Origin of the sequence: Pseudomonas syringae KCTC 12500 (assembly GCF_000507185.2) — a bacterium.
GTDB lineage: Bacteria > Pseudomonadota > Gammaproteobacteria > Pseudomonadales > Pseudomonadaceae > Aquipseudomonas > Aquipseudomonas syringae.
Genome location: NZ_AYTM02000002.1, coordinates 1,425,922 through 1,441,873 on the forward strand (window position 1 = coordinate 1,425,922; position 15,952 = coordinate 1,441,873).

Below are 15,952 nucleotides of genomic sequence, written 5' to 3' on the forward strand. Positions count from 1 at the left end.
CACACAACTGGGCGTACGGATACTTTACTGGCACTATCGGGCTTCGGCCCTTCAACGGACGCAAAATGTCCCTACCGCTTATCTACCACGAAGACTACAGCCCGGAATTCCCGGCGGATCATCGCTTCCCGATGGACAAGTTTCGTTTGTTGCGCGATTACTTGATCGACAGCGGCCTGACCAGTGACGTTCAATTAATGCGTCCCGAGTTGTGCCCGGCGGACATTCTGGCGCTGGCTCATGACCCTTCCTACATCAGCCGCTACCTTAGCGGTGATCTGTCGCGCGAAGACCAGCGGCGTCTCGGACTGCCGTGGAGCGAGGCTCTGGCACGCCGAACCATCCGTGCGGTAGGCGGCTCGCTGCTGACGGCCGAACAGGCTCTCAAGCATGGCCTGGCCTGCCATCTGGCGGGCGGCACCCACCATGCGCACTATGACTACCCGGCGGGTTTCTGCATTTTCAATGACCTGGCGGTGATCAGTCAGTACCTGTTGCAAAGCGGCCGCGTGGACAAGGTGCTGATCTTTGACTGCGATGTGCATCAGGGTGACGGCACGGCGCGCATTCTGGCCGATACCGAGGATGCCATTACCGTGTCGCTGCACTGCGAAAAGAACTTCCCGGCACGCAAGGCGCAGAGCGACTGGGACATCCCGCTGCCAATGGGCATGGGCGACGCCGACTACCTGAACGTGGTCGACGACCTGCTGAACTACCTGCTGCCGTTCTACAAGCCGGACCTGGTGCTGTACGACGCAGGCGTGGATGTCCACAAGGATGATGCGCTGGGCTATCTGCAGCTCACCGACCAGGGGCTGGCCAATCGCGACGAAGCGGTGCTGCGTCACTGCCTGAGTCGCGACATTCCGGTCATGGGCGTGATCGGCGGTGGCTACAGCAAGGACCGCCAGGCACTCGCAAGGCGCCACGGGATCCTCCATCACAGTGCGCAACGGGTCTGGAACGACATGGGCCTGTGACCCTGCGCGGTACTTCGCCTCAGTCGCAGCGCATGACGTGCGCCACACCTTGAAAGAACGCTCGGGTAGAATGCCCCACCCCTCTGCCATCGATCTTCGCTGACCATGACCGACCTCGCCTCCTCCGCTTCCCGAACCGTCGCCATCATCGGAGGCGGCCCTGCGGGGTTGATGGCAGCAGAAGTGTTGAGCCAGGCCGGACTGAGGGTCGATCTGTACGACGCCATGCCGTCGGTCGGGCGCAAGTTTCTGCTCGCCGGGGTGGGCGGTATGAATATCACCCACTCAGAGCCCTACCCGGCTTTTCTGGCGCGCTATGCCGAACGTTCGCCGATGATCGCACCGCTGTTGCGCGGCTTTGACGCTGATGCGCTGTGCCAGTGGATTCATGCACTAGGCATCGAGACCTTTGTCGGCAGCTCGGGGCGCGTGTTTCCCACAGACATGAAAGCCGCCCCCCTGCTACGCGCCTGGCTCAAGCGGCTGCGCGATGCCGGTGTCACGATTCATACGCGGCATCGCTGGTCGGGCTGGAACGCTGATGGCAGCCTGCGCATTACTCATGCTGACGGTGAACTGGCGATCAAGCCGGCAGCCACGTTGCTGGCGCTGGGCGGCGCCAGTTGGGCGCGGCTGGGGTCTGACGGGGCCTGGCTGCCATGGCTACAGGCAAGGCAGGTCGAGGTTGCGCCTTTGCAGGCCGCCAACTGTGGTTTCGAGGTAAGCGCCTGGAGCGACCTGCTGCGCGACAAGTTTGCCGGTGCGCCACTGAAAAATGTCGCGATGGGCCTGCATGGCCATGCCCTGCGTCTGGGGGAATGTGTGCTGACCGCGACGGGCGTGGAAGGCAGCCTGGTGTATGCGCTGTCGGCGCAGATTCGTGAACAGATCAACCTTCACGGCTCAGCAGTTGTGGATATCGATCTGCTGCCCGGCAAAGCGCTGACAGACATTCAAAAAGCCCTGAGCAAACCCCGCGGCTCGCGCTCGATGTCCAAGCATCTGCACAGCCAGTTGGGGCTGGACGGCGCCAAGGCAGCGCTGCTGCGCGAGCTTGCGCCTCGTGAAGCGTTTGCCGATCCGCAGCTGTTGAGCGAGGCCATCAAGGCGCTGCCACTGCCCCTGATCAAACCGCGCCCCATTGATGAGGCCATCAGCACCGCAGGCGGCGTTACCTTCGAGGCCATGGACGAGCGTCTGATGCTCAGGCAACTGCCCGGCGTATTCTGCGCCGGTGAAATGATCGACTGGGAAGCACCGACCGGCGGCTACCTGCTGACCGCCTGCTTCGCCAGCGGCCGCGCTGCGGGGTTGGGGATGGTCGAGTGGCTGCAATCGCGCTGATCATGATCGCCCCTACGCTCCGCGCTGATCGTGGTGCACAAGTCCGCTCTTGATTCTGCCCGCAGGGCGTAGGAGCGAACCGGGCGACGCTTCGCCTGTTCGCGAAGAGGGTGTTTCAATCGATGCATTTTCGGCGATTATGCAGGCCCCTTCGCGAACAAGTTCGCTCCTACGGCCTCCGGCCAGAATCAAAAACGAACTTGTATGTAGCAATGAGCGCTCCGTCCGCGTTGAATGCGCACTGCGCTTCAAGGCTTCTTCTTGCGCGGACCGGTGTTGAAGACCGGTACTTTACGCACCGGTTTGACCACCGGCGCAGGCTCGGACTCGCCGCTGTCGACCCATTTGCCCAGGTTGCGCTTGCTGCCCGACACCTTGGGTTTTTTCGGTTTCTTGGGCTTTTTCAGGATCTGGCCGCTGGCATCCGTACTCGGCACGCGATGCTCCGGCTCGAAATCCTGCTCTTCCTTGCGCTCCAGGGTCTGGCGGGTCAGCACTTCGATGGCTGACAGCAACTCAACCTCATCGGCACACACCAGCGAAATCGCCTCCCCCGTCAGCCCTGCACGGCCGGTGCGGCCAATACGGTGGATGTAATCCTCGGCCACGATCGGCAGGTCCAGGTTGACCACGGTCGGCAGGTCATCGATGTCCAGACCGCGCGCCGCCACGTCGGTGGCCACCAGAATCTTCACTTCGTTGCTCTTGAAGCGGTCCAGCGCGCGCTGGCGGGTGGCCTGCGGCTTGTCGCCGTGAATGCCGTCGGCGTTCATGCCCAAACCCTGCAAGCGATCCACCAGTTGATCGACGCCAACCCGGGTTTTGGCGAACACCAGCACCTGCCCCCAGCGATGCTTCTTCATCAGATGGATGAACAGATCCGCCTTGCGCTTCTTGTCGACAGTCACGACCCATTGCTTGACCGACGACGCCGCGACATTCCGCGGGCTGACTTCGATGGTCAGCGGGTCATTGAGCATCTGCGCGGCCAGCAGACGAATCTCGTCGGAGAACGTCGCGGAGAACAGCAGGGTCTGGCGCTGCTTGGGCAACACCGCATAGATACCGCGCAATTCCTCGGCAAAGCCCAGGTCGAGCATCCGGTCAGCTTCATCGAGGATCAGCGTCTGCAACTGGGAGAACTTGACCGCGTTCTGGCGGTGCAGATCGAGCAAGCGGCCTGGGGTCGCGACCAGCACGTCCACGCCCCTGCGCAACTTCATCATCTGCGGGTTGATGCTCACGCCGCCGTAAGCCGCGTAGGTGGTCAGCGGCAGATGCTCGGCGTACTGACGAATGCTTTCATGAACCTGATCGGCCAGCTCGCGGGTCGGCGCCAGCACCAGCGCGCGAATCGAATTGGGCGCGACTTTCGGGCCTTCCATGGTCAGCCGTTGCAGCAGCGGCAGGGCAAAACCTGCGGTCTTGCCGGTGCCGGTCTGCGCAGCAGCCATCAGATCGCGGCCCGCCAGTACCGGAGGAATTGCCTGAGTCTGTACAGGCGTCGGAGTCTGGTAACCGAGCGCTTCGAGGGCGCGCAGCAAGGGTTCGATCAGGCCGAGAGAGGCGAATGTCATGGAAATACCGTAGGAAAGATTCAACGCAAGGCGCGCAGTTTAACCTGTCCGGCGCGCCTCGGTTAGCTTGTGCGTGTCGATACGGCCTCTTGCGACGGCGACCGGCGCCATTGCGGCAGGCCAATCAGCACCACGGCACTGATGATCACCACCATGGCCATGCACTCTTCGACACCAATCGTTTCGCCAGCGAACACCACGCCAAGCATCACTGCCACAGCCGGATTGACGTAGGCGTAGCTGGTCGCCGCTGCCGGGCGCACGTTCTTGAGCAGGTACATATAAGCGCTGAACGCGACGATAGAGCCGAACACCACCAGATACAGCAGCGCGCCCCAGCCCGCCGCCGTCGGCATATGCGTTAGACGCTCGCCACTCAAGGCACTGCCGATCAGCAGCGTCGCTCCCGCCGTGATCATTTCCGCCGCACTGGCCATCGGCCCCTTCGGCAACGACAGGTGCTTGCTCAGCACCGAACCAAACGCCCAGGCGGCGGCGGCAAAGATCACCACGGCGGCGCCATAAGGGCTGGCCTGCAAATTGGAGCCGAGGTTCAACAGGCCGATGCCGATCAGGCCCAGCACGATGCCTGCCCATTCAAGGTTAGTGGTGCGATTGCCCCAGAACAGCCCGAACAGCAGGGTAAACAGCGGCATGGTCGCCACCGCCAGCGCTGCCACACCTGACGCAACGCCTGCGTGTTCGGCCAGGGTCACACCGCCGTTACCGCAGGCCAGCAGCAGGAAGCCAATCACGAACGCGGCTTTCCACTCAGCCCAGGTCGGCGCCGGCACGCCGCGAAACCTTAAAAAGCCGTACATCAGGCAACCAGCAATCAGAAAGCGCACACCGGCCATCATCAACGGCGGCCATGATTCCACGCCGATGCGGATCACCAGATAGGTAGAGCCCCAGATCAGGTATAAGGCCAGAAAGGCGCCGATGAGCAAGGGCGAAACGCGAACGGATTGAGGCATGGCTAGGCTCTGGGATCATTGTTATGGTTGACCTATTGTATGAAGGCCGAAGTCGGATATTAAGCAGACAAACCTGTTTAAAACGCGCTGAAACTTACGATTCAATGCTTGTCAGGCCTGCTTTCCTTTTCTTTTAAAAACGCCCATTGCTCGGTACGAGGCACGCCATGACCCTGGATAAATACGATCGGATTCTGCTCGATGAGCTGCTGAAAAATGGCCGGGCGTCTTTTGCGCAGCTGGCGAAACTGGTCAACCTGTCCGCGCCCGCGGTGGCCGAGCGGGTCGCCAAGCTGGAAGCCAGTGGCGTGATTACCGGTTACGAGGCCAAGGTCGATATGTCGAAAGTCGGCCTGCCGATTCAATGCATCATCGAACTGCGCATGGGCAGCCATGGCAATCAGCAGGCCTATAAGGACCTGTGGAAAGTCCCCGAACTGATCCAGTGTTATCGGGTGACGGGCGACCCGTGTGTGATCATGCGCGCGGCGGTCGATTCGATGCCGCACCTGGAAGACCTGATCAACCGCATCGCCAAATTTGGCTTCAGCAAGACGTCAATCGTGCTGTCGACGGCAGTGGAGCGCAGCCTGCCGGCCGATTACTTGATCAGCAACGGCAAACAGGAGCACTGACAGTTCAGACGCCGCGCTGGCGCTTCAGCGTTTCGCTGATCTTGGCGGCGGGGACTTTCTGCAGGGAACACAGCATCTTGTGAGAAATGGCAGAGATGCCGTGGGTCTGGCGCAATTCGTTGGTCAGGTACGCCGTCAGGTTGGCCGCCATTTCCGCATCGGCCATCGCCCGGTGAGCCTTGCCGGTGTCGGGCAGGCGCGCATAGCGGGTCAACGTGCCGAGCTTGTGGTTCGGTGCGCCGGGCATCAGCCGTCGGGCCAGCAGCAGCGAACAGGCAAAGCTCTGTTCGCGCGTGCGCTCGATACGCGACAACTCGTAATCCCAGAACTTCTGGTCGAACGAGGCGTTGTGCGCCACCAGCGGTGTCGAACCGACAAAATCCGCCACATCGCCCATCACCCGTTCGGCGCTGGGGGCGGTACGAATCATGTTGTTGCTGATGCCGGTCAACCCTTCGATGAACGCAGGAATACGCACGCCCGCATTCATCAGGCTCTGAAAGCGCTCGACGATACGCCCCTGCTCCATGATCACCACCGCAATCTCGGTCGCCCGGCAGCTATGGCCTGGGGAGATACCGGTGGTTTCAAAGTCGATGACTGCAATACGTTCCAACACTGGCCTGGCCCTGTAAATTCATTTCAACAACAACGCGCCTTCGATCGGCACGTAACGGCTGGCGGCGCGGATCAACGAGTTCGCGGTCAGCCCCGGCACGCCGTAGGCGACCGCCTCGACCCCATGCTTGCTGATCACGCGTTCGAGCAACATGTCAAAATCGCCATCACCCGACGCCAGCACGATTTCGTCCACTTGCGGCGCGAAATCCATGATATCGATGGTGATGCCGACATCCCAGTCCCCTTTGGCCGAACCGTCGCTACGCTGGATGTAGGGCTTGAGCCTGACCGTGAACCCCAGATTGCGCAGGATCTGCTGGAACTGCTGTTGCTTGCTGTCGCCACGATCGATGGCGTACGCAAACGCGTGAACGATCTCGCCGCGCTTGCTGATATCCGCCCACAAGGCGGCGTAATTGAAATGACAGCCATGCGCCTGGCGCACGGTGTAATACAGGTTCTGCACGTCGGCGAACACCGCGATCTTCTTCACCGCAATTCCTCATGGCGGGCAACATGCCCACGGGTTACAGCGATCCGGAACGTGAATCGGCGCCCAGTATGCCAGTTTGAGGAAGGAATTGAGGTCGACACAGCGATTATCGTTCCCGCGCTCCAGCGCGCATTGTCATACACAAATCTTTAAGAGCCCGGAAAACGTGACTTTCGAGCTTCTGCCCGCAGGGCGTAGGAGCGAACTTGTTCGCGAGACGGTGTTTCAGACGATGTATTTTCGACGGTTATAAAGCCCCCTTCGCGAGCAAGCGAAGCGTAGCCCGGCTCGCTCCCACGGCTTGCGGCCAGAATCAAGAGCAGACTTGCGTATAACGATGAGCGCAGAGTCCAGGCACGATCAGCGACCTTGCGGGCACCTATCGCTCCTCACGCTCCAGCGTGGGAGCATGAAGAACGACTGTCACATCCTCAAACGAACGAATCATCGTCCGAGAAACTGTCGCCAACATCGTCGAAATTGTCGTCAGCCGTGTACTGCTGATCCGGCTGTCCCCAACCGCCCTGGTCATTGGACAAGCCGGTGTCCTGAGCCTGTGGCGCGTCGTGAATGACTTCGACGATCTCCTGCGGCTGGCTGTGGTGGCCGAACATGCTGCTGATACCTTCTGCCAGCAACACACCGCCCGCTACACCGGCCGCAGTCTTCAGCGCACCGCCAAGAAAGCCACTGCCGGCAGCCGGAGCCGGCGCGGCATAACCACCCTGCGGCGCTGCGGGCGCAGGTGCAGGATTGAAACCACCACCATCACGCCAGCCGCCACTGGAAGGCTGGCTCGGTTGCGGCTGCGATGCGCGCGGGGCGCTGCTGCCAAAGATACTCGACAAAAACCCGCCACTCGCTGGCGCGGATGAGGCTTGCCCCTTGGCCTGCTGGAGCTCGGCCTGCAACTGCTGAATCTGCTCGTCGCGCTGTTTTACCTGCTGATTGAGCTGATTGACCGCCGCTTCCTGCACCAGAATCGCCTGCGTCATGTAATACGGCGCAGCGGGCTGACGGGTCAGATGCTCCTTGATACGCGCCTCGGCCGCAGCATCTCGCGGGGCGGATGCCGTTTCAGCGTCTTTCAGTTTCGAGAAAAGACCGTCAATCAGGGTTTGCTCTTCGCTGTTCATGACCACCTCACTGAGTTGCCACTGGAATTCTTCCCTGCCGCAATGGCAGGACCATGTGTAGAAAATGGGGCCTCATCGACGCGCTTCAATGACATGAAGAAAAAGATAACAAGGCGTGCGCCGAAAACCACTGTGCTTGGTTCGACAGGGGCCATGGGCTAAAGTGTGCGCCTGCTTTTAGCCTGCGATCTATCTCCATGAACCCGTTGAACATCATCCAGGATTCGCTTTATTTCTTTCGGCGCAATCTCGGCAGTATCGCGCTGCTGTGCCTGCCTGTCGTGATCCTTGAAGTGCTGGCCAAACAAGCGCTGGGCAACGCCATGTCCGCCGACACGTCACCTGCCTACGCATTGGTGATCGGGCTGTTTTTCTACCCTGTCTATACGGCCGCGCTGATCCTGTTTCTCGACGCACGCAGCCGTGGCGAGGACGTACACACCCGCGATGTACTGGCCATGGCAGTGCGCCTGTGGCCGACCTTCGCCGTGCTCTCGGCCATGAGCACCCTGCTAATCATGTTCGGCCTTTCACTGTTCGTCGTACCCGGCATCTGGGTGATGATCAAACTGGCGTTCAGCGAGTACCTGCTGGTTCTGCGCAAGCGCACGCCGTTCATGGCCATGCGCGAAAGCATGCAGATGACCACCGGACACTTCACGCGCATTCTGGTGTGTGTCCTGAGCGTCTATATTCCCCTGTGGCTGCTCGAGGGCGCCAGCCTGTACCTGTTTCCGGAACCGCAAAGCGCAGCGGTTTCCGTGATCACCGACAGCATCGGCAGCTTCCTGCAGCTGTTCACCACCATCGTGACGTTTCGCCTGTTCATGCTGATCAGCGAACCCGCGCACCGCGCCTGAAGCAAAGGCTGACGTCAGGCGCGTCGATTCGGTATGCTCACTGCCGAATCCCTCACTGAGCGCCAGGCGCTCCAAGTCGAGCCGATGCCCCGTTTACTGCTACGTCTGACCCTGTACGGCTTGCTGCTGGTCGCCGTATTGCTGTTACTGGTTTTCCAACTGACCTGGCGCCCTCCAGCCCGTGAATTACTCACGGCCAGTTGCAACCCTGCGGTCGAGGCACCGAAACTGGTGCCGGGGCAAGCGCTGAAAGTCATGACCTGGAACATCCAGTACCTGGCGGGCAAACGCTACGTGTTCTGGTACGACATGGCCGACGGTAGCGGCCCGGACGAACGCCCGACCCATGAAGACCTTGCCTACAATCTGGATGAAGTGGCGCGGGTCATCCGTGACGAACAACCCGACATCGTGCTGCTGCAAGGCGTCGACGATGGCGCCAAGAACTCCGACTATCAGGATCAGCTGGCGCTGATCAAGGAACGTGTCGCGGACCTCTACCCATGCAGCACGCAGGCCTTCTACTGGAAGTCAGAGTTCGTACCCAACCCGCATATCTGGGGCAGCGTCGGCAGAAAACTCGCGACCCTCAGCCGCTTCCACATCGACAGCGCCGAACGTATACAACTGCCGGTGCCCGACGCCAACATCATCAGCCGTCAGTTTCAGCCAAAGGATGCCTTGCTGGTCAGCTACCTACCCTTGCGTGACGGCGGCAAACTGGCCGTCATCAATACCAGCCTGACCACCGCCAGACACGCCGGCGACACCGCACAAAAACAGGTCGCTGCCACAGAAACACAGCTGGACAAGCTGGAAAGCGGCGGCACGCCCTGGCTGATCGGCGGCGACTTCAACCTGCTGCCGCTGGGCCAATACCAGCGCCTCCCCGAGCAGCAGCGCCTTGGCTACGCCGCCGACAGCGAACTGCACGAGCTATGGGACAAATACCCGATGATCCCCGACAACGCCGAATCCAGCGGCATCGACCGCAGCAAATGGCTGACGCACTTCCCCAACGACAGCCGCATCAACGGGCCGGACCGGACGGTGGATTATCTGTTCTACAGCCCGAGCCTGAAGCGGGTCAGTGCACGCGTGCGGCGGGATGATACGTTGCTGATATCTGATCATTTGCCGGTGATTGGAAGATTTTTGTTGCCGGTTTTGCCTTGAGGTAGAAAGCGGCATGCAGGTTTCAATATTCTGGCTGGCCACCAAACTTTCGAATGGCGTCCTCACAGCCGACAGTATCAAAACAGTTTGAACCGTTTCTGAGCGCGCTCGCCTAATGATTAGCCCATGGATACTTCCATGGGCGACGTGCCAATACCGGCATACACCAAAGGGTGATCAACATGGCTAAAGAAGACAAGAAAAGTAAAGGCGAAGCCTCGAAAGCCAGCAAGGATCTGAAAGACAAGAAGGCATCACCTGCCAAGAAATCCGAAGCGGCCTCGACGCTTTCCAAGTCTTCCGAAAAGAAAGACAAGAAAAAAGACGCCGAGCCAAAGAAAGCAGCCAAAAAAGCTGATAGCAAGCCAGAAAAGGCCAAGAAATCAGACAAGGTTGAAAAGGCTGAAAAGCCGGCTAAAAAGAAAAAGTGACATCTGCTGCCTGCCAGGGCTTTGCGCCCTGGCGTTCTCTGGGTCACTGTCTCGCTTGCAAGCTAAGTGACCAGAATAAAGAGGTTCTCCCTCTAGAGATCAACTCAACGTTGCACGCCCTGAATTTTCTCAAGACGCATTTCATAACCTTGACCTGGCTGCGTGACCGTCTCTGTTTCAACGGTCTGCACAACACGGCCCGATGCATCCTTGGTCACTGCGATGCTTTTGCTGTAAGCGGTTTGAACGCAGCCCGAGATAGAGATGACTGCCAGCAACAACAAAGCGAAGTTAGTTTTCATTATGGATTCCTGTCCATTGGTTGAGTGGCGGACAGCTTAACCGGATAGATAGCCTCTTGCCGTCATTTTTGCGCTTTTGCTTTATAAAGTCCGCTGGAAAAACCGAGCCCCTAATTAGCCTGACGCAGTTCAACGTGATCGGTTGGCAGAGCTTGACGGCTTAGCCTCTCGGTCTACTGGATTACGAGCCATTGCTCCCGGACCTCACGTCCCCCTCGGCTTCACCCGCGCCGTCGCCTCCGCCACCAACGGATCATCCGGCCAGTAATGCTTTCTATCACCTAGCACCTGCGACATTGACAGCGTTGTAGCTTCTAAATTAGTGGGCTTCTGGCGTTTTCGTCAGCAACACCGTTGACTGTCAATCTCGCTATGGAGGATTGACATTTTGAGAGGATTGACACCCTCGGCAAGATCTGCCCATAACAAAGCGAAACGGCCCTAACAAGGCGGGCCGTTTGCTTGGGACCGTCACGTAGCGTTAGAGGGTTGAAGCAACAACTGTATACACGAAACCGCACCTATTAGATCCGTGCAAACCCATACTCAAATCTTCGCACATATCAATCGAAATGTTCCGAGCATTCGCAAACCATCCTTTCTTCTAGCCAGATAGAGCTCATTCAGTTCAACAGAGCCATAGTCTCTCACGGACTGAAATCCTATACTCTGAAGCTCATGTTCAATGACAGCGGGGTCAAGCCATGTTTTCCATGGCTCACCCAGTTGCCCGATCAAACTCACAAGATGATCGCCTATGGCATTTTCAATGGGATCGAGCAACGTAGGGGTGACGCCGTAATCGAAAATTACGCCGCTTCCTTTTGGCAGCGACGCGACAAACGTTAGTGTGTCATGTATCGCTTCCTGGGATATGTATATCGTCACGCCTAACCAAGAAAAAAATGCAGGTTGATCTGCGCGGAAACCGGCTTTCTGCAGTTCTTCGGCTAAGGTGTTACTTTCAAAATCAACCGCCACGAACGTCAATGAGTCAGGTACGTTTATGGACGCTTCTTTAAGTAGACTTCTCTTCCATTCTTGGGTAGATGGATGGTCCACTTCAAATACATGAAGGCCCTCTTCAAGATAAGTATTCCTGAGAGCGAATGTATCAAGGCCGGCACCTAAAACGACATATTGTTTCACTCCGGAGTGTACAAATTTTTTGAGTTCATCTTCAGCTAATCGACTACGAGTAACCACGACAGCACGTATGCCTCGCGCATGGAGATCGTTGGATTGGAATGGATACTGTCGCAGGTCGGTTGCCGCCTGCTCGCCAAGAATCGGCAAGGCCAACGGGTCGTTGAATATGATGGGTTCATCCAGCAGCTGATGAGCGGCCCGGAGTTCGGCAACCTGAAAAGCAGTTCGACTTGGAATACCCGTATTAATAACGTTTTTCTGTGAAGTGAGCATCATAGCTTTCCTGTACCGTACTATGGGCCAACTAATATTTTTTGCATGATTATCCTTCACGTTTTACACCATCAATAGTTGTTGGTCTGCTATAGCTGGTTTTTTCGATCGACACTTGCAATTTGGCTTGCAACGTCCAGATTCCGCTTTAAGGACCTTTCGTGACCTGACTCCGCTGTCCTTGCACGCCCACCGGTACTTCGCCCTTGAAGGTCACCCGGCGTACGATGCGCTCTTGGGTTCATTAATCATCCAGCGCGTAATGCTGGGTGGCGCGGTTATCCCAGATCGCTACGTCACCGCTATGCCAGCGCCAGCGCACAGTATTTTCCAGCCGTGGGACGTGACTCTGCAGCAGGCTGAACAGGTGGGGGGGTAATGTTGTTCGATTAAGGCTATAGCTGGCATATTCAGGCAGCAAATGACTTAAATTCACTCTCGATGTATTTGATTCAGCCTACGCAAAAAGATAGATGGTGCCGTTCTATGCTGTCGGCACTGCGGATGACCGAGGAAGGCTCGATGGAGTTACGATGCCACTGTCGGCAACGTCAGCATGAAAAAGGCGCAAAAAGGGTCAAGAAAAATGCCAGTATTTCTTGCCCCTTATCTGACGAGGGCGTGATGTCAATAAATTTTACTTACGAACGGGACAGTCGCTGACGAATTTGCGCAACCAACGCGTCAAGCGTCCCGCTTTCATTGGTCTCCACGCGTTTGCTGAGCAGCAACTCTTCGGCGCTGAGCGGGTCACGATTGGCCTGCTGCCCTTCGATGACGGTCAGGGTGGCGTCGGACAGATCGTTCTTGTGTGTCTGACGTTGTGCCAGCCAAGCGGCGATCACGGCCTGTGGCGCATTGCAGTCGAGGATCAGGAACGGTGCGCCGGTGGCCTCAGCGATTTTCGCCGCAGCGTCGCGTTGTTCACGCTTGAGGAAGGTCGCATCCAGTACCACCGGGAAACCAGCGCGCATTACGGTGTCGGCGATCTCGTTCAAGCGCGCGTAGGTGGCGGCGCTGGCATCTGCAGTGTAGATCCCTGCCTGCGGCTTGTTCTCGACATGCTGCTCGCCGAACAGGCGCTTGCGCTCTACATCCGAACGTAGGCGAATTGCCCCCAGTGCTTCTACCAGGCGCATGGCCACGTGGCTTTTGCCGACGGCTGACACGCCGTGAGTGATGGCCAGGAAAAGCGAGGGGGTAGTGCTGTAGCTTTCTGCCAGGTTGGCGTAGTTGCGGTATTGGCGCAGGGTGGTTGCGCGCTGCACCGCGTCTGCCTCGGAAGGCATGCTGAACAGTGCAACCTTGGCGCGTACCAGGGCGCGGTAGGCTTTATAGAAGTTCAGCAGCTCCAGGCCTTGGTAGTCGCCGGTAAGTTCCAGGTACTGGCTGATAAAGCGCCGCGCCAGGCTTTTGAGGCCACGGTCTTCCAGGTCCATCGCCAGGAAACCGGTGTCGGCATACACATCGGTGAAGCGGAATGGCTCGTTGAACTCGATGCAGTCAAAGATCACCACATGGCCATCAATCATAGTGGCGTTGCCCAGGTGAATATCACCGTGGCATTCGCGGATGAAACCATTGAGCTTGCGTTGTTCAAACAGTGGCTTGAGGCGCTCGAAGCTGCTTTCGGCCCACGCCTGCAAGGCTTCCAGTTGTGCCAGGTCAGCCTTGTCGCTGAGGAAAGGGCGGATCTGCTCGAAGTTCTGCAGCACCGGCACCATGACGTCGTGTGGCGTGCCGGCGGAGTGTGTGGCCGGCACTTTCGGGGCATTCAGGTGAAAGTGCGCGATCTGCCTGGCCAGTTCATCGATGTGCGCGCTGGTCAGTTCGCCGTTGGCTTGCAAGGTGCTGAGCAGCTGGCTTTGTGGGAACTGGCGCATTTTCAGCACGCAGTCGACTACCGGGCCGTCGCCGCCCAATTGCGGTGCTTCTGCGCTGCCGGTGATTGGCAACACTTCAAGATACAAATTATCGGTCAGGCGCTGGTTGAGGCGCAGCTCTTCATTGCAAAAGTGGCTGCGGGCTTCCAGGGTGGTGAAATCGAGGAAGCCGAAATTCACCGGCTTCTTCATTTTATAAGCGTAGTTACCCGTAAGCAGGACCCAGGAAATATGGGTCTCGATGACGTGGAACTGATCCACCGGATGGGGGAACAGGGCCGGGTTTTGCAGGGCAGCAATCAGGGACTGGCTCACGTGTGATCCTTCGGAGTTTGGGGAGATTCATGGAGGGTATGATTGCGGCTACAGACGGTTGTGCAAACCGCTGTCCAGCTCATATGGGTCATCAATAGTATTAGCTCAGCAGGCTGGAAACACCTGAATATAATATAGCGCAAGAAAACATCATCAATACCGATGCTGAGGCTTTAAGTATTACCTGCCTTGTGCCCCCTCCTTCTTGCGAATGGAGATTGACAAAAGTTCCGACGCTCAGCCAAAAAAGGGACGCCAGCAACATAACCCCAGAAAAGACCAGCATTTCCTGAGCAATTAAAAGCGGATCGTCGATAAGCGTAACGGAAAAGATGATCGAAGACACAATAAATGCTTTCGGATTAAACAGCGTAGTAATAAATATATTAAATCCCAAAATAGTTTCGGTCGCTTTTAAAAAGTCACCTGAAAGCTTCCACGTCTTGCAAGACATGTAAGATATATAGCCCGCACAGAACACCTTCATGAAAAACAGACAAACTGTATTGCCCGAGACATATTCGATCAGAATGGAATAGAAGGTGATCGCAATCACGTAGCCGGAAAGCTCGAACAGCGGTAAACCAGCAGACTTCAAAAACCCCTTGGACACACCGGCCGCCAGCAATAACGTATTCGTCGGTCCCGGAACAAATAACAGTACAGCAGACTCAATCGCTACCTTCAGTAGTTCATGCATATCACACCCTTGCACAATAGCAACATTTCACTCGACAAAAAATCATTGAATACCTGGTCACTCACCGCGCGCCCCGCAACTCGACCCCGTCCGCGCGCGTACGTCCCCAAGGCATAAACACGCGGTCGTAAAGCTTTTTCAGGCATGGTACTTAACGATGCATGCCCCCCAAAAAAACATGCCAAAACTCAGGCAAAAGGCCAAATCACCATCATCCATCGGGGTCCCAGTCAGATTCAACAAACTATCAATCGTAAAAACATGTGCTTTCGGAGGCAGCGTTGGCAGCCTGAGTTTTGAGGCGTCGCCGCCGACCTCCATAATGTACATTTTGGACAAGTGCATAATAAAGTTATTGGTTATGAAGTGGCTTATAGCACTTTTATCAAAATCAACTTTCAAAAAAATATCCCTAGACAGCGTATGAATTGCGGTCAAGGCGAGCCGCAACGCATCAATATTTTTCTGTTCAGCATAAGCCTTAGTGACTCGGTGGTCGGTGGCCTCCGACCGCGCGATAACCTCGTAGCAGTTTCTGGTTTTTTCGCAGGTCACCAGACAAACGGCCACCCCGTCACTTAAAATCGCCGTTCCAGGATAATGCCGCTCCTCGTCAGTCATCAGCTTTTCTGCGAATACCAACAAAACCTTACTGTCTGGGCGCTCCTGCAGAATCTGCCCACAAAAACGCAAGGCATGAACGAAATTACCGCACTCCCCCGCAGACAAGGCATATAACGTCGCCTTATGAATACCGATATTCGCTGCCAACTTCGAGAGGTAGACACTCAGGCCAACGACCTTGTCAATGAATTTGGTTGAGCTGATATAGACAATATCGGTCACATCCTCTCGACCGACATGGCTCTCATCCAGGACCTTCGCGGCTACCTTTCCGCACACAGCATAAACGTCACGACTTTCATTTACATAATATTCAAAGCCGCCCGCCCGAAAGGCCTTAAGCTCATCAGGACTAATGCAAGATGACAAGCTATCAATTGACTTCGACTCGCCGAAATCAAACACGACGTTAGAAATAAACAGATTGGACATACCGGCATTCCCTGGCAATTAAATATATACAAAAAAGAGAC

Annotated in this window: 16 protein-coding genes and 1 pseudogene; 6 read left to right on the forward strand and 11 right to left on the reverse strand. The window is 57.1% G+C overall.

Translation table 11 applies throughout. The features are described from left to right. Positions 1–65: 65 nt before the first annotated feature. Together V476_RS06710 and V476_RS06715 are read left to right on the forward strand one after the other, a co-directional pair. Positions 66–983 carry a histone deacetylase family protein gene (locus V476_RS06710; protein ID WP_003313832.1) on the forward strand — a complete coding sequence of 306 codons (918 nt, stop codon included), beginning with the start codon at positions 66–68 and terminating at the stop codon, positions 981–983. 105 nt (positions 984–1,088) lie between these two features. Further along, positions 1,089–2,327 (forward strand): TIGR03862 family flavoprotein, encoded by a 1,239-nt coding sequence (locus tag V476_RS06715; RefSeq protein WP_024959316.1) that lies wholly within the window; start codon positions 1,089–1,091, stop codon positions 2,325–2,327. Positions 2,328–2,575: 248 nt separating this feature from the next. Here the strand turns inward: V476_RS06715 and rhlE1 are convergent, their stop codons facing one another. Both rhlE1 and yedA read right to left on the reverse strand, forming a co-directional pair. Beyond that, complete coding sequence (gene rhlE1 / locus V476_RS06720; protein ID WP_003340788.1) at positions 2,576–3,904, reverse strand: RNA helicase RhlE1; 1,329 nt, start codon at positions 3,902–3,904, stop codon at positions 2,576–2,578. Positions 3,905–3,966: 62 nt separating this feature from the next. Beyond that, positions 3,967–4,881: a drug/metabolite exporter YedA gene (gene yedA, locus V476_RS06725; RefSeq protein ID WP_024959317.1), complete on the reverse strand. Its 915-nt coding sequence runs from the start codon at positions 4,879–4,881 to the stop codon at positions 3,967–3,969. A gap of 167 nt (positions 4,882–5,048) precedes the next feature. On the opposite strand from yedA, the gene V476_RS06730 reads away from it, so the two are divergent. After that, positions 5,049–5,516, forward strand: a complete 468-nt coding sequence (locus V476_RS06730; protein ID WP_024959318.1) for an Lrp/AsnC family transcriptional regulator — start codon at positions 5,049–5,051, stop codon at positions 5,514–5,516. A 4-nt stretch (positions 5,517–5,520) separates the two neighbouring features. On the opposite strand, the gene V476_RS06735 is transcribed toward V476_RS06730, so the two are convergent. The 3 genes from V476_RS06735 to V476_RS06745 form a co-directional block, all read right to left on the reverse strand. Beyond that, positions 5,521–6,132 carry a 3'-5' exonuclease gene (locus V476_RS06735; protein WP_003392086.1) on the reverse strand — a complete coding sequence of 204 codons (612 nt, stop codon included), beginning with the start codon at positions 6,130–6,132 and terminating at the stop codon, positions 5,521–5,523. Positions 6,133–6,153: 21 nt separating this feature from the next. Next, positions 6,154–6,630, reverse strand: a complete 477-nt coding sequence (locus tag V476_RS06740; protein WP_003313837.1) for an NYN domain-containing protein — start codon at positions 6,628–6,630, stop codon at positions 6,154–6,156. Between the two features lie 431 nt (positions 6,631–7,061). Continuing rightward, positions 7,062–7,766, reverse strand: coding sequence for a DUF2076 domain-containing protein (locus V476_RS06745; protein ID WP_024959319.1), 705 nt, complete (start codon positions 7,764–7,766; stop codon positions 7,062–7,064). Between the two features lie 197 nt (positions 7,767–7,963). Between V476_RS06745 and V476_RS06750 the strand changes: the two genes are divergently transcribed. The 3 genes from V476_RS06750 to V476_RS06760 all read left to right on the forward strand — a co-directional run bounded on the left by V476_RS06750 (position 7,964) and on the right by V476_RS06760 (position 10,233). Then, complete coding sequence (locus tag V476_RS06750) at positions 7,964–8,626, forward strand: YciC family protein (protein WP_024959320.1); 663 nt, start codon at positions 7,964–7,966, stop codon at positions 8,624–8,626. 33 nt (positions 8,627–8,659) lie between these two features. After that, positions 8,660–9,802, forward strand: coding sequence for an endonuclease/exonuclease/phosphatase family protein (locus V476_RS06755; protein ID WP_024959321.1), 1,143 nt, complete (start codon positions 8,660–8,662; stop codon positions 9,800–9,802). Positions 9,803–9,975: 173 nt separating this feature from the next. Then, complete coding sequence (locus tag V476_RS06760; protein ID WP_024959322.1) at positions 9,976–10,233, forward strand: hypothetical protein; 258 nt, start codon at positions 9,976–9,978, stop codon at positions 10,231–10,233. A gap of 104 nt (positions 10,234–10,337) precedes the next feature. Here the strand turns inward: V476_RS06760 and V476_RS28565 are convergent, their stop codons facing one another. The 6 genes and pseudogenes from V476_RS28565 to V476_RS06790 form a co-directional block, all read right to left on the reverse strand. Next, positions 10,338–10,535, reverse strand: a complete 198-nt coding sequence (locus V476_RS28565) for a hypothetical protein (protein WP_003313844.1) — start codon at positions 10,533–10,535, stop codon at positions 10,338–10,340. 546 nt (positions 10,536–11,081) lie between these two features. After that, positions 11,082–11,957, reverse strand: a complete 876-nt coding sequence (locus tag V476_RS06770) for a class I SAM-dependent methyltransferase (RefSeq protein WP_024959323.1) — start codon at positions 11,955–11,957, stop codon at positions 11,082–11,084. 148 nt (positions 11,958–12,105) lie between these two features. After that, positions 12,106–12,327, reverse strand: a pseudogene (locus tag V476_RS26785) (TauD/TfdA dioxygenase family protein); the annotation flags it as partial. A 271-nt stretch (positions 12,328–12,598) separates the two neighbouring features. Then, positions 12,599–14,155: a bifunctional aminoglycoside phosphotransferase/ATP-binding protein gene (locus V476_RS06780; RefSeq protein WP_024959324.1), complete on the reverse strand. Its 1,557-nt coding sequence runs from the start codon at positions 14,153–14,155 to the stop codon at positions 12,599–12,601. Between the two features lie 100 nt (positions 14,156–14,255). Then, a complete protein-coding gene (locus tag V476_RS06785) occupies positions 14,256–14,855 on the reverse strand; it encodes a LysE family translocator (RefSeq protein ID WP_032628809.1) in 600 nt (199 codons plus the stop codon). Positions 14,856–14,993: 138 nt separating this feature from the next. Next, positions 14,994–15,911 (reverse strand): beta-ketoacyl-[acyl-carrier-protein] synthase family protein, encoded by a 918-nt coding sequence (locus V476_RS06790; protein ID WP_024959326.1) that lies wholly within the window; start codon positions 15,909–15,911, stop codon positions 14,994–14,996. Between the last annotated feature and the right edge of the window lie 41 nt (positions 15,912–15,952).